The 22,262-nt window shown below is 62.7% G+C and carries 24 protein-coding genes; 5 read left to right on the top strand and 19 right to left on the bottom strand.

Annotation, left to right across the window (positions count from 1 at the left end; all coding sequences use genetic code 11):
• Positions 1 to 19: 19 nt before the first annotated feature.
• From lepA to THI_RS12810, 14 genes are all read right to left on the bottom strand, one after another.
• The gene (gene lepA, locus THI_RS12745) at positions 20 to 1,828 is read right to left on the bottom strand and encodes a translation elongation factor 4 (RefSeq protein ID WP_013106668.1); all 1,809 of its coding nucleotides are present in this window, start codon (positions 1,826 to 1,828) and stop codon (positions 20 to 22) included.
• A 194-nt stretch (positions 1,829 to 2,022) separates the two neighbouring features.
• Entirely contained in the window at positions 2,023 to 3,489 is a 1,467-nt protein-coding gene (locus THI_RS12750; RefSeq protein WP_013106669.1) for a DegQ family serine endoprotease, read from the bottom strand.
• A gap of 134 nt (positions 3,490 to 3,623) precedes the next feature.
• Positions 3,624 to 4,655 carry a MucB/RseB C-terminal domain-containing protein gene (locus THI_RS12755; RefSeq protein ID WP_231836190.1) on the bottom strand — a complete coding sequence of 344 codons (1,032 nt, stop codon included), beginning with the start codon at positions 4,653 to 4,655 and terminating at the stop codon, positions 3,624 to 3,626.
• Positions 4,656 to 4,723: 68 nt separating this feature from the next.
• Complete coding sequence (locus tag THI_RS12760) at positions 4,724 to 5,533, bottom strand: sigma-E factor negative regulatory protein (RefSeq protein WP_013106671.1); 810 nt, start codon at positions 5,531 to 5,533, stop codon at positions 4,724 to 4,726.
• A gap of 31 nt (positions 5,534 to 5,564) precedes the next feature.
• Entirely contained in the window at positions 5,565 to 6,170 is a 606-nt protein-coding gene (gene rpoE, locus THI_RS12765) for an RNA polymerase sigma factor RpoE (protein ID WP_013106672.1), read from the bottom strand.
• A 6-nt stretch (positions 6,171 to 6,176) separates the two neighbouring features.
• A complete protein-coding gene (locus THI_RS12770) occupies positions 6,177 to 6,599 on the bottom strand; it encodes a hypothetical protein (RefSeq protein WP_013106673.1) in 423 nt (140 codons plus the stop codon).
• 73 nt (positions 6,600 to 6,672) lie between these two features.
• The gene (gene fabF, locus THI_RS12775; RefSeq protein ID WP_013106674.1) at positions 6,673 to 7,908 is read right to left on the bottom strand and encodes a beta-ketoacyl-ACP synthase II; all 1,236 of its coding nucleotides are present in this window, start codon (positions 7,906 to 7,908) and stop codon (positions 6,673 to 6,675) included.
• A 135-nt stretch (positions 7,909 to 8,043) separates the two neighbouring features.
• Positions 8,044 to 8,283, bottom strand: coding sequence for an acyl carrier protein (acpP, locus tag THI_RS12780; RefSeq protein WP_013106675.1), 240 nt, complete (start codon positions 8,281 to 8,283; stop codon positions 8,044 to 8,046).
• 110 nt (positions 8,284 to 8,393) lie between these two features.
• Positions 8,394 to 9,164, bottom strand: coding sequence for a 3-oxoacyl-ACP reductase FabG (gene fabG / locus THI_RS12785; RefSeq protein WP_013106676.1), 771 nt, complete (start codon positions 9,162 to 9,164; stop codon positions 8,394 to 8,396).
• Positions 9,161 to 10,096 carry an ACP S-malonyltransferase gene (gene fabD, locus THI_RS12790; protein ID WP_013106677.1) on the bottom strand — a complete coding sequence of 312 codons (936 nt, stop codon included), beginning with the start codon at positions 10,094 to 10,096 and terminating at the stop codon, positions 9,161 to 9,163. The genes fabG and fabD overlap by 4 nt, the downstream gene beginning before the upstream one ends.
• Before the next feature lie 30 nt (positions 10,097 to 10,126).
• Positions 10,127 to 11,104, bottom strand: coding sequence for a beta-ketoacyl-ACP synthase III (locus tag THI_RS12795; RefSeq protein ID WP_013106678.1), 978 nt, complete (start codon positions 11,102 to 11,104; stop codon positions 10,127 to 10,129).
• A gap of 35 nt (positions 11,105 to 11,139) precedes the next feature.
• Positions 11,140 to 12,195, bottom strand: a complete 1,056-nt coding sequence (plsX, locus tag THI_RS12800; protein WP_013106679.1) for a phosphate acyltransferase PlsX — start codon at positions 12,193 to 12,195, stop codon at positions 11,140 to 11,142.
• Positions 12,196 to 12,294: 99 nt separating this feature from the next.
• Positions 12,295 to 12,477, bottom strand: coding sequence for a 50S ribosomal protein L32 (gene rpmF, locus THI_RS12805; protein WP_013106680.1), 183 nt, complete (start codon positions 12,475 to 12,477; stop codon positions 12,295 to 12,297).
• 62 nt (positions 12,478 to 12,539) lie between these two features.
• Positions 12,540 to 13,082 carry a YceD family protein gene (locus tag THI_RS12810; RefSeq protein WP_013106681.1) on the bottom strand — a complete coding sequence of 181 codons (543 nt, stop codon included), beginning with the start codon at positions 13,080 to 13,082 and terminating at the stop codon, positions 12,540 to 12,542.
• A gap of 162 nt (positions 13,083 to 13,244) precedes the next feature.
• Here THI_RS12810 and THI_RS12815 point away from each other — a divergent pair, with 162 nt between their 5' ends.
• From THI_RS12815 to THI_RS12825, 3 genes are read left to right on the top strand one after another with little or no spacing between them, the layout of a single operon-like run.
• Positions 13,245 to 13,751 carry a YeeE/YedE family protein gene (locus tag THI_RS12815; protein WP_013106682.1) on the top strand — a complete coding sequence of 169 codons (507 nt, stop codon included), beginning with the start codon at positions 13,245 to 13,247 and terminating at the stop codon, positions 13,749 to 13,751.
• A complete protein-coding gene (locus THI_RS12820; RefSeq protein ID WP_041609016.1) occupies positions 13,724 to 14,149 on the top strand; it encodes a DUF6691 family protein in 426 nt (141 codons plus the stop codon). The genes THI_RS12815 and THI_RS12820 overlap by 28 nt, the downstream gene beginning before the upstream one ends.
• Positions 14,149 to 14,781, top strand: coding sequence for a Maf family protein (locus tag THI_RS12825; protein WP_013106684.1), 633 nt, complete (start codon positions 14,149 to 14,151; stop codon positions 14,779 to 14,781). Before THI_RS12820 ends, THI_RS12825 begins: the two co-directional genes overlap by 1 nt.
• On the opposite strand, the gene THI_RS12830 is transcribed toward THI_RS12825, so the two are convergent.
• Positions 14,755 to 15,738, bottom strand: coding sequence for a S49 family peptidase (locus THI_RS12830; RefSeq protein WP_013106685.1), 984 nt, complete (start codon positions 15,736 to 15,738; stop codon positions 14,755 to 14,757). The two genes, THI_RS12825 and THI_RS12830, sit on opposite strands and share 27 nt — an antisense overlap.
• Before the next feature lie 236 nt (positions 15,739 to 15,974).
• Here THI_RS12830 and THI_RS12835 point away from each other — a divergent pair, with 236 nt between their 5' ends.
• Positions 15,975 to 16,754, top strand: coding sequence for a hypothetical protein (locus THI_RS12835; protein WP_013106686.1), 780 nt, complete (start codon positions 15,975 to 15,977; stop codon positions 16,752 to 16,754).
• Between the two features lie 54 nt (positions 16,755 to 16,808).
• On the opposite strand, the gene THI_RS12840 is transcribed toward THI_RS12835, so the two are convergent.
• Positions 16,809 to 18,245 (bottom strand): DUF5666 domain-containing protein, encoded by a 1,437-nt coding sequence (locus THI_RS12840; RefSeq protein WP_013106687.1) that lies wholly within the window; start codon positions 18,243 to 18,245, stop codon positions 16,809 to 16,811.
• Positions 18,242 to 19,096, bottom strand: coding sequence for a DUF6502 family protein (locus THI_RS12845; protein ID WP_013106688.1), 855 nt, complete (start codon positions 19,094 to 19,096; stop codon positions 18,242 to 18,244). The genes THI_RS12840 and THI_RS12845 overlap by 4 nt, the downstream gene beginning before the upstream one ends.
• A gap of 127 nt (positions 19,097 to 19,223) precedes the next feature.
• On the opposite strand from THI_RS12845, the gene THI_RS12850 reads away from it, so the two are divergent.
• Positions 19,224 to 19,976, top strand: a complete 753-nt coding sequence (locus tag THI_RS12850; protein ID WP_013106689.1) for a hypothetical protein — start codon at positions 19,224 to 19,226, stop codon at positions 19,974 to 19,976.
• Positions 19,977 to 20,013: 37 nt separating this feature from the next.
• On the opposite strand, the gene THI_RS12855 is transcribed toward THI_RS12850, so the two are convergent.
• Both THI_RS12855 and THI_RS12860 read right to left on the bottom strand, forming a co-directional pair.
• Complete coding sequence (locus THI_RS12855; RefSeq protein WP_013106690.1) at positions 20,014 to 20,673, bottom strand: HAD-IA family hydrolase; 660 nt, start codon at positions 20,671 to 20,673, stop codon at positions 20,014 to 20,016.
• Between the two features lie 23 nt (positions 20,674 to 20,696).
• Positions 20,697 to 21,686, bottom strand: coding sequence for an RluA family pseudouridine synthase (locus THI_RS12860; protein ID WP_013106691.1), 990 nt, complete (start codon positions 21,684 to 21,686; stop codon positions 20,697 to 20,699).
• Between the last annotated feature and the right edge of the window lie 576 nt (positions 21,687 to 22,262).

The following is a 22,262-nucleotide window of genomic DNA, read 5'->3' on the forward strand; positions in this document are numbered from 1 at the left end:
GATATTCTTGGGGAGTGGATCAGTCTTCGACTTGCAGAATCGCGAGAAAGGCTTCTTGTGGCACTTCGACCGAGCCGATCTGCTTCATGCGTTTTTTACCCGCCTTCTGCTTTTCCAGCAGTTTGCGTTTGCGGGAAATGTCCCCCCCGTAGCACTTGGCCAGCACGTTCTTGCGCAGGGCCTTGATTGTCTCACGCGCGATGATGTTGGCCCCGATGGCCGCCTGGATGGCGACGTCGTACATCTGGCGCGGAATGATCTCACGCATCTTGGCCGCCACCTGACGGCCGCGGTACTGGCTCTGAGAGCGGTGCACGATGATGGACAGCGCGTCCACCCGGTCGCCGTTGATCAGCATATCGACCTTCACTACATCGGCGGCGCGGTACTCCTTGAACTCATAGTCCATCGAGGCATAGCCCCGCGACACGCTTTTGAGCTTGTCGAAAAAGTCGAGCACGATCTCGGCCAGTGGCATGTCGTAGGTCAGCATCACCTGGCGACCGTGATAGGCCATATTGAGCTGCATGCCCCGCTTCTGGTTGGCCAGGGTCATCACCGGGCCCACATAATCTTGCGGCATGTACAGATGCACCGTGACGATGGGCTCGCGGATTTCGGCAATTCGGCCCTGATCGGGCATTTTGGACGGATTTTCGACCTCGATCACCTCGCCATTGGCTAGCATGACCTGATAGACCACCGAGGGTGCGGTGGTGATGAGGTCTTGGTCGAACTCGCGCTCCAGTCGCTCCTGCACGATCTCCATGTGTAGCAGGCCCAGAAAGCCACAGCGAAAGCCGAAACCCAGCGCCTGGCTCACTTCGGGCTCGTAACGCAGGGCGGCATCGTTGAGCTTGAGCTTTTCCAGCGCGTCGCGCAGTTGGTCGTATTCGCTCGCCTCGGTGGGGTAGAGACCGGCGAACACCTGCGGCTGAATCTCCTTGAAGCCGGGCAGCGCCTCGGTTGCCGGACCGAGATTGTTGGGCAGCTTTTTCTCGAGGGTGATGGTGTCGCCGACCTTGGCAGCCTGCAGCTCTTTGATGCCCGCGATGATGAAGCCGACCTCGCCCGTGTTCAAGGCCTCGCGCGACACCGATTTCGGCGTGAACACCCCGAGTTGTTCGGCGTTGTAAACCGCGTGCGTGGCCATCATCTTGAAACGCTCGCCCTTTTTCAGGCTGCCATCGACCACCCGCACCAGCATGACCACGCCGACGTAGGTATCGAACCACGAGTCGATGATCATGGCCCGCAGCGGCGCGTCCACCACGCCCTTGGGCGGCGGCATGCGCGTAATCACGGCCTCGAGAACGTCGTCGATGCCCATGCCAGTCTTGGCGCTGCAGGCAATGGCATCGGCCGCATCGATGCCGATGACTTCCTCGATTTCTGCCTTGGCCTGCTCGGGGTCGGCCTGCGGCAGATCCATTTTGTTGAGCACCGGCACCACTTCCACGCCCAGGTCGAGCGCGGTATAGCAATTCGCCACGGTCTGCGCTTCGACCCCCTGACTGGCATCGACCACCAAGAGCGCGCCTTCGCAGGCCGAGAGCGAACGGCTGACTTCATAACTGAAGTCGACATGCCCCGGCGTATCGATCAAATTGAGGTTGTAGGTTTTCCCGTCCCGCGCGACGTATTGCAGCGCCGCGGTCTGCGCCTTGATGGTGATGCCGCGCTCGCGCTCGATGTCCATCGAATCGAGCACCTGCGCTTCCATTTCCCGGTCGGACAAGCCTCCACACCGCTGAATAATGCGATCAGCAAGCGTAGATTTGCCGTGATCAATATGGGCAATAATTGAAAAATTACGAATATGATTCATGCAATAGTCCACTGGGGCGACCGCTTCGCGCCCTGCGGATCAGACGGAAACACGGGGATGAACAAGAAAAAAGGCGCGACAAGCGTGACGCGCCTTCCAACAAATCGATTTGGCAACTGCTGATGCTTGTTGGGCGGTCATTCTAACCCGGGGCGAAACCCGGCCTGATGCCGCGTTCCGCCCTGTTGATCGCCTCAGTTCTGCGGCCGGATCAGGACATACAGGCCCGATTCGCCGCGCCGCACCAGCACCGCCACCTGCTTGCCGACGGGCAGTTGCGCGCTGATGGCATTGAACTGGGCGGCACTGCTGACTGCGGTGTTGCCCACCGCCAGCACCACATCCCCCACGCGCAGACCGTCGCGTGCCGCGCCCTCACGCACAGCCTCGACCAGCACACCGCTGCTCACGCCGAGCTGACGCTTTTGGGCATCATTGAGATCGATGACTTTCACCCCCAACGCATTGGCCTTGCTCACGGCTTCGGGCTTTTGCTCCTCGGCCGGTTTGGCGCCGGGCTTCTTGTCCATCACCCATTCGCCCACCTTGACGTTGAGCGTCAGAGTCTTGCCCATACGCAGCACCTGCATGGGTACGGTGGAGTCAGGCTTGGTTTCGCCCACCAGACGCGGCAGATCGTTGGCCCGCTCCACCGGCTTGCCGTTGAAGCTGGTGACAATGTCGCCCACCTGCACACCAGCCTTGTCCGCCGCGCCGTCCTTCTCGACCACGCGCACCAAAGCACCCCGCGCCTGCCCGAGTCCGAGCGACTCGGCCAGATCGCGGCTCACGCTGTCGATCTGCACCCCGATCTTGCCGCGCACCACATAGCCCTGCTTCTTGAGCTGCTCGACCACGCGCATGGCTTCATCGATGGGGATGGCAAAGGAGATGCCCATGAAGCCGCCAGTCCGGCTGTAGATCTGCGAATTGATGCCGATGACGTTGCCGCGCATATCGATCAGCGGGCCGCCGGAGTTGCCCGGATTGACCGCTACGTCAGTCTGAATGAACGGGGTGTAGTCGCCGGTATCGCGCCCCTTGGCGCTGACGATGCCCGCCGTCACCGTGTTCTCGAGCCCGAACGGCGAGCCGATGGCCACCACCCACTCACCCACCTTGACTTTGGAGGAATCGCCGATGTGCACAGCGGGCAGCGCTTGCTTGGCATCGATCTTCACCAGCGCCACGTCGGTGCGTTTGTCAGCGCCGATGAGCTTGGCCTTGAACTCGCGTTTGTCGGTCAACGTGACCATGATCTCGTCCGCCCCGTCCACGACATGGGCGTTGGTCATGATGTAGCCGTCCGGGCTGACGATGAAGCCCGAGCCCACGCCCGTGGGGCGCTCTTCCTCTTCCTCCTGCGGGCCGTTCTTGCCCCCCTTCGGGCTATCGGGCGCGGGAATGGGCACCCCAAAAAACCGCCGAAGCAGCTCTCGGGTCTGCTCGTCCATCTGATCGCCGCTGCCCACGGGCACCTTCTTGTAAGTGCGGATATTCACCACGGACGGACCGGCCTTCTCCACCAGCCCGGTGAAATCCGGCAGGCCGCAGGCCACGCAAGACTGCTGCGGCGCCGAATCGGCCGCCTGCGCAGGAACCGCGATACCCGAAAAGGCCAATAGGCCCGCACTCAAACAGCTCAACAAAACTTTTTTCACCGATTTCTCCCTGATACATCGCGCCTGAGATCAGGCAAGGCACTGCAATTGATTCCATCATTTCATCCGCTCGCGGTCAGCGTACGGAAAACGTCGCAACCGCGCTGCGGCCAGGCGCAGAACCCTCAAGCCGCTTATTGCACGCGAACAATGGCCTCGCTGATGCGACGCAGCGTGCGCTCAGGCACGGCGCCCATCACCGTCAGCCAGGAGTCGCCGATGCGCCGAGACAGCGCCAGCGTGCCACCGACGCGCTGTTCAGGCGCGACCGGCTCGCTCAGATCGGCAGCAGACTGCACAAAGATGGATACCGAAGCCAGGCCATCACTGAGCAGCCACTGCAATACCTCAGAGGGCTTGCTGCCCACCGACATACTGCGGCGAAATACCCCGACCGTCTTGAAGCCCGGCACCTGGGAAGACAGCGCCCATCCCTGCGACTGCAGACTCACCGGCACGACCTTCATCTGCTCCACCGCATACCCTGGGGGTTGATGCAGACTGTCGCGCACCAAAGACTGGCGCGGCGCCACATTGATCTTGAGTTCGGTAAACGCCACCTGATTGATCACATGGCCCGCCGCGTCCAGCGTTTGCGCCTTGACCAGCAACTGCGAATCGCGCAGCGACCACAGGCGGTATCCCCAGCGCAAATCGTCGCGCGGCAACAAGGTGGAGACGCGGCACTCGAAACCCGCGCAACGCTGCAGCCCGCCCCGCTCCAGCCGGTAATTGCGGTCGACCTCGCCATCGGTGGTTTTGAGCAAACGGGGAAAGCTGGCCTGCCCGGCCTGATTGTCGATCAGCGTGAGGCGGTAGTCGGGCCAACTCGTGCGAACCTCATCATTGAGCGAAACCATGATGCGGCGCTGCCCATCGAGCGTCTCGATGCGCTCGAAATGCCCCTGCGGCAAAACATAGTGCACCAGGCTGGAGGTGCTGATCTCATCGCCACGCTGGGTGATGAACACGCCGCTGTAATTCAGCGACCGGGCGGCCGCGCTGACGGTCTGCAACCATTGCTCCAGACCCTTGCGCTGCGCAGGCGCATCCGCTGATTGCGCCGCGGCCAAGGGGTCCGCCGCAGCTGGCGCTTGGCCCTCCTGCGCGGCGAGGGCGGGCGCGGCCCAAGCGAGGGCGGGCGCGGCCCAAAGTGCACCCGACAATCCGACAAGGCTCCCCTGCCAGATTGCCCGACGCCAGCGACGCGCGCTGAATACCCGCAAGCCCGCCATCAGTGCGATTGCGCCGCGGGCGCGGCCTGATGAAGACCCCGCTCAGGAAGACCGGGCTCAGGGATGCTGGGCTCGACAGGCCGATTTCGAACCCATTGCAGCGTGGCTGGCACAGCAGGCATCATGCCCCCAGCCATCTGCTGATGCGCCAGGAGGTATTCGACCATGGGCATTTGCTCCGACACGGGAACAAGCTGGGTGGCCCCTTGACCGCCCTCGCCCTGCTTCGGACTTTGCGCCGACAGATCGGCCTGGATCAAACCCGCCCGGGCCACTGGGTTGAGAGGCGCAGCAATCTGGGTATCGGCTACAGGTATCTGCCCCTTCGAACCCAGAACTCCGGCTGACGCCACCGTCGGCGCCGCACCTGACGAATCGGCGTTCTGCAATCCTGGCAGCGCCACCCAGGCCATCACCGCCACCCCGGCCACAGCCGCCATGCCAGCGGCCATGCGCGTGCTCCAGTGCGGGCGGCGATGCGCGGCAGAACGATGTGCCGATGCCGAAGATCGATCAACCGCCGCAGCCGTTTGCGCCACGGCCTGCGGCAGCAGCACAATGGGTTCGCGCGCAATGGCCGCGCTGACGCGCTGCAAAAAGTCAGCCTCGCCGGGCATGGGCGTGAGATCGGCAGAACGCAGCACATCGCCGATCTGCGCGTAAATCAGCCAGTCTCGTCGCGCGGCTTCGTCCGAAGCCACATGGCGGATAAAAGCTGCCGTAGCCTCCGTCCGCGCGGATTGCCCACGGTACTCCCCTTCCGCATCCATCAGGGCGGAGAGTTGCTCGCGCGACATGTCTTGACTCATTTCCTGTCTCCAACAAAGCTCAACCGTAGGCTCACCAACGCTTGCCACCCTTGTGCTCGATCACCGGCCGCAGACGCTCTGCGATCGCCTCGCGGGCACGAAAAATTCGCGAACGCACCGTGCCGATCGGGCATTGCATGGCTTCGGCAATATCTTCGTAACTCAAACCTTCAATCTCGCGCAGAGTGATCGCCATGCGCAAATCTTCTGGCAAAGACTCCATCGCGGCATTCACCGTTTGCACGATTTCTTTCGAAACCAGAATGGATTCTGGCGTTTCGTGGTTGGTTAGTAGCTCGGTCGGGCTAAAAGTTTCTTCATCATGGCCCAACGCATCACCTTCGGACACCGTCGGATCGCGAATATCGTCAGAAATGGCTTTTTTGGCCGTATTGACCGCGATGCGATAGAGCCAGGTATAGAACTGACTTTCGCCGCGAAACTGCCCGATGGCCCGGTAAGCGCGCAAAAAAGTCTCTTGCGCCACGTCTTCCGCCAGGGCCGGATCGCGAATGAAGCGCAGCACCAAGCGATAAATGCGGCGCTGGTATTTGGCCACGAGCAGATCGAAGGCCTTCTGCTGCCCCGCCTGGACCTGCTGGACCAGCACGGCATCACTCTGGGTGTCTTGCTCCACCAGAACTCAGTGCGGCAGTGCACCCAAGCGCAGTCGCAGTTCGCGAAAAATGCCGGGTTGGATATCGCTGGGCACGGGCAGAACCACGCGCCCTTTAGCCGTCAGGCCCAGTACCAGCAGCAGCCCTGGCAGCACCATGCCTCGCACCTGAAGCACATCTTCCAGACCGTCGCCGCGCTGCAGCTTCCACCCGCGCTCGCCGTGAAACAGCGTGAACGGGCGGATGGTCCAGTACGGGTACTGCGCCGACAGAATGGCCAGGAATATGGCGGCCGCAAAAGCCGCCATCAGGCTGAGCGAATCAGTATCGCGCCAGACCCAGACCGTCCACCCGGCGGCGAGCAGGGAGGCCGCACTGAACAGCCCGAGCAGCAGATGCCAGCGGCCGAAATGTTCGACCCGGATCTGCAGGGGCGCAAGGGTCTTCATGCTGCTCTATTGAGGATGGGGAATGCAAAGGGGGAATGCAAAGGGAGGATGCAAAAGACAGCTAAATTGTCCCTCAGACGCGCTTGAACAGCAGCGACCCGTTGGTGCCACCAAAACCGAAATTGTTTTTCAGCGCGTAGTCGATGCGCATGTCGCGCGCGGCGTTGGCACAGTAATCCAAATCGCATTCCGGATCGGGCGTCTGCAGATTGATGGTCGGCGGGCACACCTGATGATGCAATGACAGCACGGTATAGACCGACTCGACTCCTCCGGCGCCACCGAGCAGGTGGCCGGTCATCGACTTGGTGGAATTAACCACCAGCTTGTAGGCATGGTCGCCAAAAGCGAGCTTGATGGCGTCGGACTCGTTCTTGTCGCCCAGCGGGGTGGAGGTGCCGTGGGCGTTGATCATTTGAACCTGGTCGGCGGCCACGCCGGCGTTTTTCAGCGCCAGTAACATGCTGCGGCGGGGGCCGTCGGTGTTGGGCGCTGTGATATGTCCGGCGTCACCGCTCATGCCGAAGCCGACGAGCTCGGCGTAAATCTTCGCCCCGCGTTTGACTGCGAGGTCGTAGTCTTCCAGCACCATGACGCCAGCGCCTTCACCCAGAACAAAACCATCGCGGTCCTTGTCCCACGGGCGACTCGCGCTAGCCGGGTCGTCATTGCGGGTGGACAGGGCGCGCGCCGACGCAAAACCACCGATGCCCAATGGCGATACCGTGGCCTCGGCGCCGCCTGCAACCATGACGTCAGCATCTCCGGCTTCGATGAGGCGCGCAGCCAAGCCGATGGCGTGCAGTCCGGTGGTGCAGGCCGTAACGACAGAGAGGTTGGGGCCCTGAAAACCATATTCGATGGACACATGCCCGGAGACCATATTGATGATCGATGCCGGCACAAAAAACGGTGTGACCCGGCGCGGGCCGCGCTCGAGCAGTTCCTTGTAGGTGTTTTCGATCAGCGGCAGACCGCCGATGCCTGACCCCACCAACACGCCGACCCGCTCAGGTTCGAGCCCGGCCTGGTCGATGCCGCTGTCACGCACAGCCTGCATCGACGCGGCGATGCCGTAGTGGATGAAGGTATCCATGTGCCGCGCTTCCTTGGCGGCGATGTACTGCGTCACATCGAAATCACGGACTTCGCCTGCGATTTGCACGGAATAGGCCGAGGCATCGAACTTGGTGATGCGTCCGATGCCGGATTTGCCAGTGAGCAGGTTTGCCCAGTTGTCATCCAGCGTGTTGCCCAGCGGGGAAACCGCGCCCAGGCCAGTAATCGCAATTCGTCGACGAAGAGTCATGTGAAATCAGGTAAGCCGCGCCCGCGCAGAAGCATGGACGCGAGCAAAAGTGAGCCAGAACAAAAAGGATTCAAAACAAGGTCGCTCAAGGTGCATGGCCGATCAAACAAATCGGCGCTGCAATGGAACCCGTCATCAGGCCTTGTAGTGCGCCTTGGCGTAGTCAACCGCCAGTTGCACGGTGGTGATCTTCTCGGCGTCTTCGTCGGGAATCTCGATGTGGAATTCGTCTTCCAGCGCCATGACCAGTTCGACCGTGTCCAGAGAATCGGCGCCCAGATCATCCACGAAGGATTTTTCGTTGGTCACCTGGTCTTCGGCAACGCCCAGTTGCTCGGCGATGATTTTCTTGACGCGCTGTTCGATGTCACTCATTGAAACCTCCAGTGGAAATATGAAAAATTTTAGCAAGCGCCGAAGCTGACTTGGCGACAGGCCGAGAGCATAACCCCGCCCGGCGACAACGTCGCGCGTTTCGGCAGGTGTTATTGCATGTACATGCCGCCGTTCACATGCAGAACGGCGCCGGTGATGTAGGCCGCCAAGGGCGAGGCCAGAAAAGACACCGCATGCGCGATCTCTTCAGGCTTGCCCAGACGGCCCAGGGGAATGCGCGCCAGCATCGGCTGGGTCTGCGCCTCGGTCAGCGCCCGGGTCATGTCGGTATCGATGAACCCCGGCGCCACGCAATTGACCGTGATATTGCGGCTGCCTAGCTCTTGCGCCAGCGCTCGGGTCATGCCCGCCACGCCGGCCTTGGCCGCCGCGTAATTGGCCTGACCCGGATTGCCCGACGCGCCGACGACCGAGGTGATGTTGACGATGCGGCCGTAACGCTGCTTCATCATGGGGCGCATCACGGCGCGCGACATACGGAACACACTGCTCAGATTGGTCGAAATCACGGCGTCCCAGTCGGCGTCGCTCATGCGCATGGCCAGCATGTCGCGAGTGATGCCGGCATTGTTCACCAGGATCTGCAGCCCGCCTTCGGCTTTGACGATCTCGTCGACCAGACGAGCGCCCGCCTCGGCGTCGTTCACATCGAGCACAGCCCCTCGCCCGCCGAAGGCCCGCAGGGCCTCGGTAATGGCGTTTGCGCCGGACTCCGAGGTCGCCGTGCCGATGACGCGAGCCCCCGCGGTGGCCAGATCTGCCGCAATGGCCGCGCCAATGCCGCGCGATGCACCCGTGACCAGGGCGATCTGACCGGCAAGTGCTTGGGCGGTGGAAGTGTCAGGGGAGGTATTGCTCATGCCAGGGCGGTTTGAAGGGAAGGAATCGCGGACAGATCGTCCAGGGCAAATGACTGCAGGGCGGGATCGATCCGGCGGGTCAGGCCATGCAGCACTTTACCCGGGCCACATTCGACCAGCGTCGTGCAGCCCGCCTTCGCGATGGCCTGCACGCACTCGACCCAGCGCACGGCATGACACGCCTGACGCGCCAGTGCGTCGCGGATTTGATCGGGATCGGTTGGATGCGCCACGTCCACATTATTGATCAGCGTGATCTGCGGCGGCTTGATCGGCACCCCTTGCAGATAGGCGCGCAACTGGTCGGCCGCGCCCCGCAGCAGACTGCTGTGAAACGGCGCTGAAACCGCCAGCGGCAAGGCGCGCTTGGCCCCCGCCGCTTTCAACACTTCGCAGGCGCGCGCCACAGCGGCTTGCGTCCCGGCGATCACCACCTGGCCCGGAGAATTGAAGTTGACCGCTTCCACCGCCTCACCGGTCTCCTGCGCAGCCTGGGCACAGCCGGCACGCACGGCGGCATCGTCCAGACCCAGCACGGCCGCCATACCGCCGGCGCCGACGGGAACCGCGTCCTGCATGGCCTGGGCGCGAAAACGCACCAAGGGCAAGGCATCGGTCAGCGTGAGGCTTTCGGCCGCGACCAGCGCGGTGTATTCGCCCAGGCTATGCCCGGCGACAAAGTCGGGTTTGCGCCCGCCCTCGGCCAGCCAAAGGCGATAAAGCGCCACGCCCGCAGTGAGCATGACGGGCTGGGTGTTGGTTGTCAGATTGAGTTGCTCGGCCGGGCCCTGCGCGATCAGAGCGCCCACATCCTGTGACAGGGCCGCGCTGGCCTCCTGCAGGGTGGCGCGCACGGCAGGATGATCGGCCACTTTATCGAGCATGCCGACGGACTGTGAACCTTGTCCGGGGAAAACGAACGCAAATGTCATGGTGGTACAGGAGTTGAACGTCTGCAAGACTCAGTAATCGACGACCGCAGCGCCCCAGGTCAAGCCGCCGCCGACGGCTTCGAACAGCAAGGTGTCGCCGCGCTGAATCTGCCCGCTGCGCACGGCGACATCGAGCGCCAGCGGAATCGAAGCGGCCGAGGTGTTGCCGTGCTGATCGACCGTCACGACGATTTTGTCGAGCGGAATGCCGAGTTTCTTGGCGGTATGCGTCATGATGCGGATATTGGCCTGATGCGGCACCATCCAGTCCACATCGGCGGGCAGGCGGTCGGCCTTGTCCAGCGCCTCGCGGGCCACGTCTTCGAGCACGTGGACGGCTTGCTTGAATACCGCCTGTCCATCCATTTTCAGGAAAGGACTGCCCGCAACCTGGCCGCTCGACACGCGCCCCGGAGTGCACAGGATGGACGATTGCCGGCCGTCCGCATGCAGCGCGCTGGCCAGCACCCCCGGCGTTTCGCTGGCACTGAGCACCACGGCGCCAGCGCCATCGCCAAACAGCACGCAGGTGGTGCGGTCATTGAAGTCGAGAATCTGCGAAAACACCTCGGCGCCGATGACCAGGGCATGCCGCGTCATGCCACTGCGCACGAACTGATCGGCCACGGCCAGGGCGTAGACGAACCCAGCGCATACCGCCTGCACGTCGAAGGCCGCGCCTCCAGCGGCGCCAAGACGGCCCTGGATGAGCGCCGCGTTGGAAGGAAAAATCATGTCCGGCGTGGACGTGGCCACGATGATCAGGCCAATGTCATGGGCGTGCAGTCCGGCCGATTCGAGGGCGCGACGGGCCGCTTGTTCGCCCAGATCGACACTGGTCGTGCCTTCTTCAGCGAAGTGACGAAAACGGATGCCGGTGCGCGCCACGATCCACGCATCACTGGTTTCGACGCCGCGCTGGGCCAAATCGGCCGCCAGTTCCTCGTTGCTGACTTTGCGGGGGGGCAGTGCGCTGCCGGTGCCGGAAATACGGGAATAGGAGGACATGGAACAGATCGTTCAGAGAGGTGCAGCGGGGTGACTCAACTCGCCGGAGCGAGCGCGGCCCCGGCGGGTGATGACTCGTGCATCACTTCGAGAATTCGTTCGGTATGGCGCACCACGTCGCCCTGCACCGCTTCATGCGCGCGCAGCAGCGCCTGCTCGAAGCCAAAGGCATCCGCCGAGCCGTGGCTTTTGACGACCAGGCCGCGCAGACCCAGCAGGGCCGCACCGTTGTAACGGCGGTGATCGACGCGCTTGCGGAAGCGTTTGAGCACTGGCATGGCGAACAGCGCCATCAACTTGCTCAGCGGCGTGCGGGTGAACTCTTCGCGGATCATGCCAGAGAGCATTTGCGCCAGACCTTCGGAGGTCTTGAGCGCGACATTGCCGACAAAACCGTCGCACACGACGATATCAGTCGTGCCCTTGAAGATATCGTTGCCCTCGACGTTACCGTAAAACCGCAGACGCCCGAGCGCATCGGCTTCGCGCAGCAATTCGGCCGCCCGCTTGATGGTGTCGTTGCCCTTGATCACCTCTTCGCCGATATTGAGCAGCCCAACCGTCGGCTGCGCATGCCCACCGGCCGCCGCATACGCCGTACCCATGACGGCGAACTGCAGCAGGTGCAAAGGCTCGCAATCGACGTTGGCGCCCAGATCGAGCATCAGCGTTCCCTCTCCCTTCTGGTTGGGCAAATAGGTCGCTATGGCGGGTCGTTCAATGTCGAGCAGGGTCTTGAGCAAATAGCGCGCAAGCGCCATCAAGGCGCCGGTATTGCCAGCTGATACGCAGGCCTGCGCACGACCGTCCCGCACCTGCTCGATGGCGCGGCGCATGGACGAATCGCGCTTGCGGCGCAGAGCAACCTCGACCGGGTCGTCGGAAGTCACCACCTCACTCGCCGCGACGAATTCGATCCGCGCATCGTTCTTCAAGCGCAACGACTCCAGCAGCGGCATGACGGCCTCAGCCTGGCCGACCAGAATCAGCCGACTGTCCGGATGCGCCTGCAAAAATTGCACGCAGGCTGGCAGGGTCACTCTCGGACCATGGTCTCCGCCCATCAAATCGACGGCCAGAGTGGAACTCATGACACAGCGGGCGCCAGCATCGAAGGCCCCTTCGCAGGCACGCATGACAAACTATCGCCCCACATTTGCAGGCGACGCAGGGTGCGCAAAGGCAAGCGTTTACTCGTCAGATTTGGTCTTGACCACTTTGCGCCCACGGTAAAAACCGTTCGGGCTGATGTGGTGGCGCAGATGCGTTTCGCCCGTGGTCGGCTCAACCGCCAGCGGCGGCGCGCTCAAAAACTGGTGGGCACGGTGCATGCCGCGCTTCGAAGGTGATTTCTTGTTTTGCTGGACGGCCATGGCAATCCCCTTTGAAAAAGCTGATCATTATATGCGATGGCGTTGCCCCGCGACATAGCGCACTAGCGTTTCTTTTTTGCGTCGCCGAGCAGATCGCGCAGATTGGCGAAGGGGTGCTGACGGTCCTCGGCAGGCGCCTCATCGGTACGTGAAGGCGTTGGCTCGGGCGCATCACGCTGCGGGCAGACGTCGTGCATGGGCACGATGGGCAGGGCGAGGATGAGTTGGTCCTCGATGAGGGTCAGAACGTCCACGGGATGGACCGCAGGCAGCGCCTCGTCTTCGGCCTCGATTTCGGCCTGAGTCAGTTCCGGCTCTTCGGCCACCAATCGAAAATCGACGGTTTCGTCAACCGCATATTGCATGGCCTGCAGACAGCGCTGGCAGATCAGAGGAAGCGCCCCACGCACTTGCAAAGTCACCATGGCCTGCGGACGCATGCCGATCCGTTCGCGCTGAAAACCCTGTAGCGCCCATTGCACGGGAGGCCCTTGCGTGCTCGACAACAATTCGCTCAGGCGGTGCAGTTCAGGCAACGACACCCGGCCGTGCAGTTCTCCGCCGGAACGGGCGAAGTCGAACAAGGTCAGCGCACGGGGCGGCATCGACCCGGAGTCAGGAGGGGTTGTGGAGTGGTGTTGGGACATCACCTGAGTTTACCGGCTGCAACATCTCGCCGAGACAGTGCGCAGTCCCTCTCCTACACTACCGAGTATGCAAAAAAAGTGATCCACATCACTTCGACCCACCAAAATAGGATGAGACTGATGAACAGTATTGCGCAGTGGTTCCCCCTGGGTTGGGAGCCTTTTCTTTATGGCGGCATTTTCATCGGACTGGGCGTCAGCGTACTGTTCTGGCTGACTGGCCTGATCGGCGGCGTCAGTACCGCTTACACCGCAGTTTGGTCGCTGGTGTCGCGTCATCCGTTTTTTCAACACGAAAAATTCATTACGACCCGTAACTGGCGCTTGATGTACGGCCTGGGTCTGATCGTCGGTGCAGTGGTGTTCACCTACACCCTCGGGCATGGCGAAGGCTTCGTGACCCAAGTGCCGCTGTGGCAGTTGTTCCTCGGCGGCATCGTCGGCGGGTTTGGCGCCCGCATGGGGGGGGGGCTGCACCTCGGGACACGGCATCTGCGGCGTCGGGTCTGGGCAGTTGCCTTCCATTCTCGCGGTGATCATTTTCCTGTGTACCGCCGTCATCACGGCCCATGTGGTTCGCGCCTTGGGAGGGTTCTGAAATGCAACGTGTTCCTCCTTTCGCAGTGATGCTTTCGGCCTTGTTCGCCGGGGCCTTGTTCGGCTTCGGGCTGGCGCTGTCCACCATGGTCAAACCCGAGGCCATTCTGCAGTTTCTGCTGCTCAAGAATCTCGGTCTGCTGCTGGTGATGGGAGGCGCTGCCGGCGTGACCTTCATCGCCTACCACCTGCTGCCCCGACTGATGAAGCGGCCGGTCTTTGGCGTGGTGTTCGGCAAACACCCCTCGCATCTGGACGCGCGCACCCTCATCGGCGCCGCGATATTTGGCGTGGGCTGGGGGCTGAGCGGCGTGTGTCCGGGCCCGGCCATTGCTGGTCTGGGGGTGGGCAACTGGCCGTTGCTGCTGAGCATCGCGGGCATACTCATTGGCGCATGGCTGCATGGCCGGTTTTTCGGCAAGCATTGATGACGGGGCCGGCTGATCCCGTTCTGGTTCTCGCGTCGACCTCGCGCTATCGCGCTGAGTTGCTCCAACGCCTGCGCGTGCCTTTTTCAAGCCGCGCACCCGAGGTGGACGAAACCCGCAGAGTCCATGAGTCCGCGCTCGATCTGGCGCTGCGGCTGGCGGCTGAAAAGGCCGCCGCGGTGGCGCGTACTGCACCAGGCTGCTGGGTGATCGGTTCCGATCAGGTGTGCATGTTGGGGGGCGAAGCGCTCGGCAAACCCGGCTCCCATGCGGCTGCGGTCGCTCAGTTGCAGCGACTCAGCGGGCGTGACGCCGTGTTCCACACCGCGGTTTGCGTCATCGGCCCAGACGGCGGCGTACAAGTGCGCAACTGCCCCACCGAAGTACGATTCCGTACGCTGAGCCCGGCGGAAATCGAAACCTATCTGACGCTGGACGCGCCCTACGACTGCGCGGGCAGCGCCCGCTCGGAATCGCTCGGCCCTGCGCTGCTCAAGCACATGTGCAGCGACGATCCGACCGCCTTGATCGGACTGCCCCTGATCGACCTGTGCGACATGCTGCGCCTGAGCGGTTTCGACGTGCTGGCGCGAGCCTGTCCTGACTCAGCGCAAAGACCAGCCCAGGTTTGAGAGTTCGCGCACCGCGCCCATGCCCAGCGAGGCGCCAAAACGCTTGGCCAGACGCTCGGCCACATTTTCCTGCACGGTGTAATCGACAATTTCCGGCGCTTTGATCTTGTCGCGCGCGATCTGGTCGACATCGCCGTAGCCGTCGGCCAGTCCTTGTTTCACGGCCGACTCGCCCGTCCACACCAGGCCGGAGAAGGTCTCGTCATTCACTTTCAATCGTACGCCGCGACCTTTTTCCACCGCTGCGATGAACTGTTTGTGAATCTGTTCCAGCATGCCCAGGGCGTAGGTTTTCTGGTTCTCGGGCATGGGTGTGAAGGGATCCATGAACCCCTTGTTGGCGCCCGCGGTGAGCAAGCGACGGGTTACGCCGAGCTTGTCCATCAGGCCGGAAAAGCCGAAACCGTCCATCAACACGCCGATGGAGCCCACCAGACTGGCCGGATTCACATAGATGTCATTTGCCGCCGCCGCCACGTAGTACGCCCCGGAGGCGCACACCTCTTCGCAGACGGCGTACACCGGCTTGTTGTATTTGGCGCGAAGCCGCTCGATCTCGGCAAAAATCTGGCTCGCCTGCACCGGGCTGCCGCCCGGGCTGTTGATGCGCAGGATGACGCCGCGCGTGTCGGGGCTGGAAAACGCATCCTGCAAGGCCGCATTGATATTGTCGGCACTGGCCTGCGAGCCGATGGAGATCTCGCCGTTGAGCTCGATCAGCGCAGTATGCGGCCCGGTGGCGGTGCGGCTACCGAACTCGGTGATCATGCCGCCGAAAAAGATCAGCGCCACGATGCCGAGCAGGACGAAGCGGAAAAAAATCGACCAGCGCCGCGCCCGTCGTTTTTCGTTCACGACCTCGAGCACCAGTTTTTCCAGCACCTGCCGCTCCCACGCACCGGGTTGAGCGGACGACTCAGAACGTTGCGCGGGAAGATCTGGGGGGGATGCGCTCATGTTTCGGGCTCGGAGAATGAAAAACGGGACGGGTCGCCAGAATACCAGCGCTTCATTGACGCGCAGGCGCACTTGCACGCACGTCTCGCGCCGACGTGCCGGACGGGTCTCGGCACGCCGGTTTGCGATTCGACAAGGATCAAGTTTGAGTTTTGTGTGACACTTTCCCACGTCTCAACATATCGGCCTTTCCTGGCTGTTCCATTTCCCTCAGTCCACCTCGCGCGAGATCCAATATGGCCCTTCGTCCCACCCTCATCGCCACCCTGCTTGCTCTGGGGGGTGTTTGCACCGCACAAGCCGAACCCGCACTCACGGTCGGCAACACGCTGTCCTTTTTCCAGGGCAAATTCGGCACCAACAACAACATCAACATCCGCTACGACGCCACCGACATTCAGTACGGCGACAGCAACTGGCGCGTCAAACTCACGGTGCCCTACGTCTCTCAAAGCGGCCTGCCTGTCGGCTCCACCATCGTCGGCAACACGGTTGTGGGCGGCTCCGGTTCCACGCAAACCCGTTCCGCCAGCGGTCTGGGCGACGTGTGGCTGGCTGGGCATTACAAAATTTTCCAGGGCGGCGGTCTCACGCCCTCCATCACGCCCTACGCCAAAGTCAAATTCGGCACCGCTTCGTCCGATAACGGTCTGGGCACGGGCAAGAACGACTACGAGTTGGGGGTGGATCTGCAGCAGATCGTGGGCAAAAGCTGGTTTCCGTTTGCCAATCTGGGCTACCGTTTCGTGGGCAACCCGGCCGGACAGAATCTGCGCAACATCGCCATCTATCAGTTTGGCGCCAGCTATGCGGCCAGCCAGCAGCATATTTTCACCTTGATGTACGCCGGTCAGCAGTCGATGGTGGCCGGGGCGTCCGCCCCCTCAGATCTGATTGCGGCGTGGAATTACAACCTCACCCCAAATGGCAGCGGGTTCCAGGTCTATGTGGACAAGGGCCTGAGCAACGGCAGCGCCAATTTTGGCGTCGGCATAGGCGGCCAGATCGTGTTCTGACCTCCGTTCTCACCTCGCCCTCTGATAAAAAAGGCCAGCGCAAGCTGGCCTTTTTCATGGACGCGGCACAGCGGGAATCTGCAGTCCGCTGGGCAAGGCGGGCGTCGTCACGCTGGGTGTGTTCACAACCGGCGGGGCCACTGTCGGCGTCACAACGACGGGCACTTGCGGCGGTGCGACCACGGGGGGCGCCACGGTGAGCATGTTGACGGCGGGCATTTGCGGCACCTGCGGCACGGCGGGCGCCGCGGGAATCGAGGGTGCGGTGAACCCCGGCTGGATCACCGTAGGCACTGTCGGCGCAACGAAGGCCGGGCTCGACAGGTTCAGCCCCGCACCGTTCGATATGAACTGGGGTGTCGCGCCGGTCACCGAGCCCTTATCGCCCGCTTTTGCAGGAGGCGTCTGCCCACCGGCCAGGGGCGGCAGCGCAAATTGCAGGGCGTTCACGTTCGGGATCACGCGCTCGACCGCCACCGTCTGCGCTGCTGTCAAGGTGCCGGCGATGAACACCGGCGCGGCCTGCGACCGAGCGGCGGACTGCAGTTGCGCCTGCATCAGCGCGTCGGCGCCCCTGATCTGAAAGCCTTGCAATTCCCAGCCTGGCCTGCCCTGCGACCCGGCCTGCAAAAAACCCACCATCGCCACACGCGTGCCGATGGGCGCGGCCAAGGGCGCTATCGCCTGAAGAGAATCGATCACATTTCCTTGGCTCTGCTGACTGCCGCGCGCCACGACCTCGGCGCCGACCGTCAGCCCGGTTTGCGCCGCCCCGCTGCGCACAGACAGCCAGACGCCATTGATCTTGACCCGCTGCGGTTGAGCGCTGGTCGCCTCGATTTTGCCGCGCAGCAAGAACGGCGAACCGTGTCCCGCGGGCTGAACCGAGAGCTGAGTCAGCCGCATCGCCTGCCAATGCCCCGCGCCTTGATCGAGCGCGCTGATGCGCACCTCGTCGCCCACCTTCAGGCGTGATAGCGGCAAAGGCTGATCTTCAGCGGTGCGCAACAAAGTGCCGGGCAGGATTTGCACGGTCTGGCCCAGCACCACCAGTCGCCCCTGAGATTGATCGATCTGCGATACGCGACCGATCACCGCATAGCTGATGTCCACCGCCAGCGCATCCAGCCGCCCGCCCTGCTCTACAGCATGGACGCGCACCAGATCGCCCAAATGCAGGCTGTTCTCGGACGCGGGCTGACCATCCGCGCGATAGCGTGTCTGCGCGGGCAGTTCATATTCGCCGCCGTTGACGAAAATGCTGCCGAAACGCTGAACCGGGCCGATGGCCACGATTCCCGTCCCGCCGATTCCACCAGGGCTGATGCCGGTGCCGCCGATGCCGCCGGGGTCGATACCCGTACCGCCGATCCCGCCTGGCGTGGCCGCAATCGAGCCCACCAGACCCAGCATCAACCCTAAGCAGGCCACGCCCACGAAGCGCAGCCCCGGGAGCCAGGCACGAACGACGGCTTTCAACGTGGCTTTCACGGCTGCTCCCCGGCTGAGTTCGAAGCGGGCATATCGTCTTCGTAGTAATAGACACCGAGGCGCAGGCGCTTCTTGCTGGTTTGCGGCGCACCGAGATCGTCAGCTTGCGCGGATTGAGCCGTCTTTTCCGCACGCACGATGCGCTGGTAGGCCTCCTGCAAAACCTGTTCACCGAGCTGACGCAGATCGTCGCGCATCTCGCCCGGCACGATGGGCGGCAGATCGTCGAAATAGACCGATTGCTCCAGATAAGTCGGCGTGCGACCTTCCAGGTTGTGAACCGTGGCCCGCAGATGGTCGCCGATATGCGCCCCCATGAAAGCCAGCCTGTCCTCGGGCAGATCGGAGACGTAGCCGCCGCGCGCCAGCCTCACCATGTCATCCTGCTGCTCCACCACGCCAGCGCGCAGCAGTTCATCCAGCACGGTACGCGGCCGCATGTCGGCCTTCACCAGCCGCACCAGATTTTCAAAACTGGCCGCGGCGCCCGCAGCGCGCAGCGGCAGGGCAAGCGGTTCACCTTGCGGGTCGCGATACGCCTCGCAAGCCACCCAGGCCGCCACCACCTGCGCCGACATATTGGCGCCATGCCGCAGGGCAATCTCACCCGATCCGCTCTGCAATTCTTCTCGCAGACGCCGGACTTCCTTGCGGTGGATGCCGCTGAGCAGACTCACACGGCTATCGGTCGGTACGGGTTTGCCGTCGCGCTGATCGAGCGCGATGACTTCGCCCACATAGACAAATTTGAGCAACTCGGCCAGAGCGCCATAAGTCCAGCCCTGCGTAATGAGATAGCGCACGAAGGGCCGCAAGATGGACAGGGCGGCAGATTTGAGGGCGGCGGACATGGCAAAAGGATAAACGAAGCGATTCGGCTTGACGTGGGAAATTTTGCCACTATTATAAACACAAGCGCTTCAGTGGGAATATTTGCCACACTGCGTGAATCATCCTTCCTTCTTTCAGGAGAACATCATGTCCAAGACCCGTACCCTCGCCGTTCTGTCCGCCGCTGTTGCAGCCGCTTCGCTCTCCATCGGTCTCGCTTATGCCCAAACCGCCGTGAATGCCGTTCAGGACGGTCAACTCTCGGCGACGACCTCGACGCGCACGGCCGATCAACAGGCCAAGCCCGCCACTCGCTCCGAGACCGCCACTTTGGCAAACACCCGTGCTGAAACCCGCACCACGACCCAGAACCACACCCGCACATCAAGCGGCGAATCGGTGCGCAATACATCCGGCCAAACCGGGGCGCAAAATCGCACCGAAGCGCAGCATCGCAATACGGTGCAAACACGTTCCGCTACGCAAGGTCAGACGGGCGCCGCCGGAGCAGCCGCTCCCACGCTGCGCACAGGGGACGCGGGCGTTGGCCAAGGGCTAGGCGCGCGCGCAGGGGCGCAAGTCACCACGCAGGCACCCTCGGTGCAAACTCCTTCAGTGCAAACCCCCAATGCGCCTGCCGTTGCCTCGCCTGCGGTCACCATTCCCGTGATCAATAGCCCAGCGGTCAATGTGCCTTCGGTCAACACGCCGTCGATCAACGTGCCCGCGGTGACAACGCCGCAAATCAACATCCCCGCGGTGGCAACGCCCTCGGTCAACGTGCCGGTAGTGACAACTCCGAGTGTGAATGTTCCGGTGGTGCAGACTCCCACGGTCAATGTGCCGGTAGTGAATTCCCCGGCCATCAACATCCCGAACTTGATGCGTCCGCAGATGTAAGACGCGGCGGCAGTCAGCGAGTGGCTGACTGCCGCGCTTACCCGTGCTGGGCGAGAAATTCCTGCAGTTCCGCGACGGAATGCACCAGCCCAGCGGGGGACAGCGACTCCAGACGCGCCACATCGTGCGCGCCGTAGCTCACGCCGATGGCATCGCATTCGGCGTTGAGCGCCATTTGCAGATCGTGCGTGGTGTCGCCCACCATCACGGTGCGCTGCGGCGGGCTGGCAAGTTCGGCCATGATTTCGTGCAGCATCGCCGGGTGCGGCTTGGAAAAGGTTTCATCAGCGGTGCGGGTGGCGTCGAACAAGCCGCGCAGTTCGGGCCGGTCCATCGCCCGCGTCAGACCGATGCGAGACTTTCCGGTCGCCACCGCAAGGTTGTAGCCGGCCGATTTGAGTTCATGCAGCAAATCCAGCACCCCGTCGAACAGCACCAGTTCGCCATCGAGCGCGAAGTAATGCTTGCGATAGGCCGCAGCCAGTTTGGGATAGTCGGCATGCGGCAACTCGGGTGCGGCGTGCCGCAGGGCATCCTCCAGCCCGAGGCCGATGACATACGACGCCGCCTCGCGACTGGGAACCGTCAGCCCCAGATCCTTGCAAGCCTGCTGGATCGCCCCGGTGATGGCCGCGGTGGAATCCATCAGCGTGCCGTCCCAGTCGAACACAATCAGGTCATAGTTCTGTCGGTGCATGGTGCGGGCAAGGGTTCAGGAAGTCAGGACTGCGCGCATTGTGCCCGCAAATGATGAAGCCACTGCGCGCAGTTTTCGGGCAAGGGCGCGCGCAGTTCCAGCCGCTCGCCGCTTGCCGGGTGCGCAATCGCCAGCGACTCGGCGTGCAAAAACATGCGCCGGAAGGGCGGCACGCCCGCCTGGCCCCGCGCCAGCAGGGCGTTGAGGCTGTCATCCCCATATTTATCGTCGCCGACGATGGGATGGCCGCAGTGCGCCAGATGCACCCGGATCTGATGGGTGCGTCCCGTCAGCAACCGCGCCTGCATCAGGCTCAAGCCGCCCCAAGGCCCCAGGCCCGGCAGCGCAAATTGCTCTTGGGAACGAAACTGAGTACGCGACTCTTGCCCCTGCTGCACGTCCACCCGCACGCGCCGTTCGCCATTGGCGAGCAGGTATTTATGCAGCGGCGCCTCGATCATCACCGCCCCACGCGTCCAGAGCCCGGCAACCAGCGCGAGGTAGCGTTTGTCGGCGTGACGTTCGCGCAGCGCCGCGTGCAGCGTGGTCAACGCGCTGCGCTTCTTGGCGATAAGCAGCAGACCCGAGGTGTCGCGGTCGAGCCGGTGCACCAGTTCGAGAAACTTCGCCGTGGGCCGCGCCGCGCGCAAAGCCTCGATCACGCCGAAGCTAACCCCCGATCCGCCATGCACCGCCACGCCTTCGGGTTTGTTGATCGCCAGCAGAAAATCATCTTCAAACACCACGGGAAACTGCAGCGCAGGCGCCGCGCGCGGCGCGTCGGGCTGCGCCACCCGCACCGGCGGAATCCGCACCTGATCGCTCGACTGCAGTTTCTGATCTGCGCTGGCCCGACCGCCATTGACCCGCACTTCGCCCGATCGCACGATGCGATGAATATGGCTGCGCGGCACGCCCTTGAGGTGGCGCGCCAGAAAGTTATCCAGCCGCTGCCCCTCGCCCGCATCGCCGACCTGAAGGAGCCGAACCTGGGGAGATGGCGCGGTGTGCATATAATCGAGCGTGAAGTTGTGAAGTTGGAAGACCGAATTTTGGCAATATTTCCGCGAAGTTGCGTGCAGTTTTACATGATGCACCTGCGCGACGTGCCAAAAGCGGAAAGACTGCTTCCTGACAGGTTTTCGTGCGGGTACTGCATGTGCCCGGGTTGCTGATATCACCCGATACGAGTGCATGCGAAACCGGCGAATCTGCCGTGACAGGAAAGGCATTCTAGGTTCAGCTTCACACTGCTCGTTTTGCCACACCACCGATTCCGGTCGGGGCAGATCGGACAGACTTCACCGAAATGAGCGTTGGCCCAAAGCCCGAGTGATGCCGTCGCGCAAATGCGTTTGACGCCTGCGACGACCGCCCGGCTTTGCCATCCTGGATCTGAAACCTTGAATCGACTCTTCGCCCTCGACCGCCCCTCAGCACTGATTCTGCGCTGCGTGCTTTTGTTGTTGGCGAAATCTGCTTGTGCTCACCTGCCGCGAACCCTCTGCTCCCCCGCTGTTGCGCCTGATCGCTGCAACAGCCTGCGCATCGCCACGCCTGGGCCAAACGCCCTGCATCGCGAAGACCAC

This window comes from Thiomonas arsenitoxydans (assembly GCF_000253115.1).
In the GTDB taxonomy this organism is placed as follows: Bacteria; Pseudomonadota; Gammaproteobacteria; order Burkholderiales; family Burkholderiaceae_C; genus Thiomonas; species Thiomonas arsenitoxydans.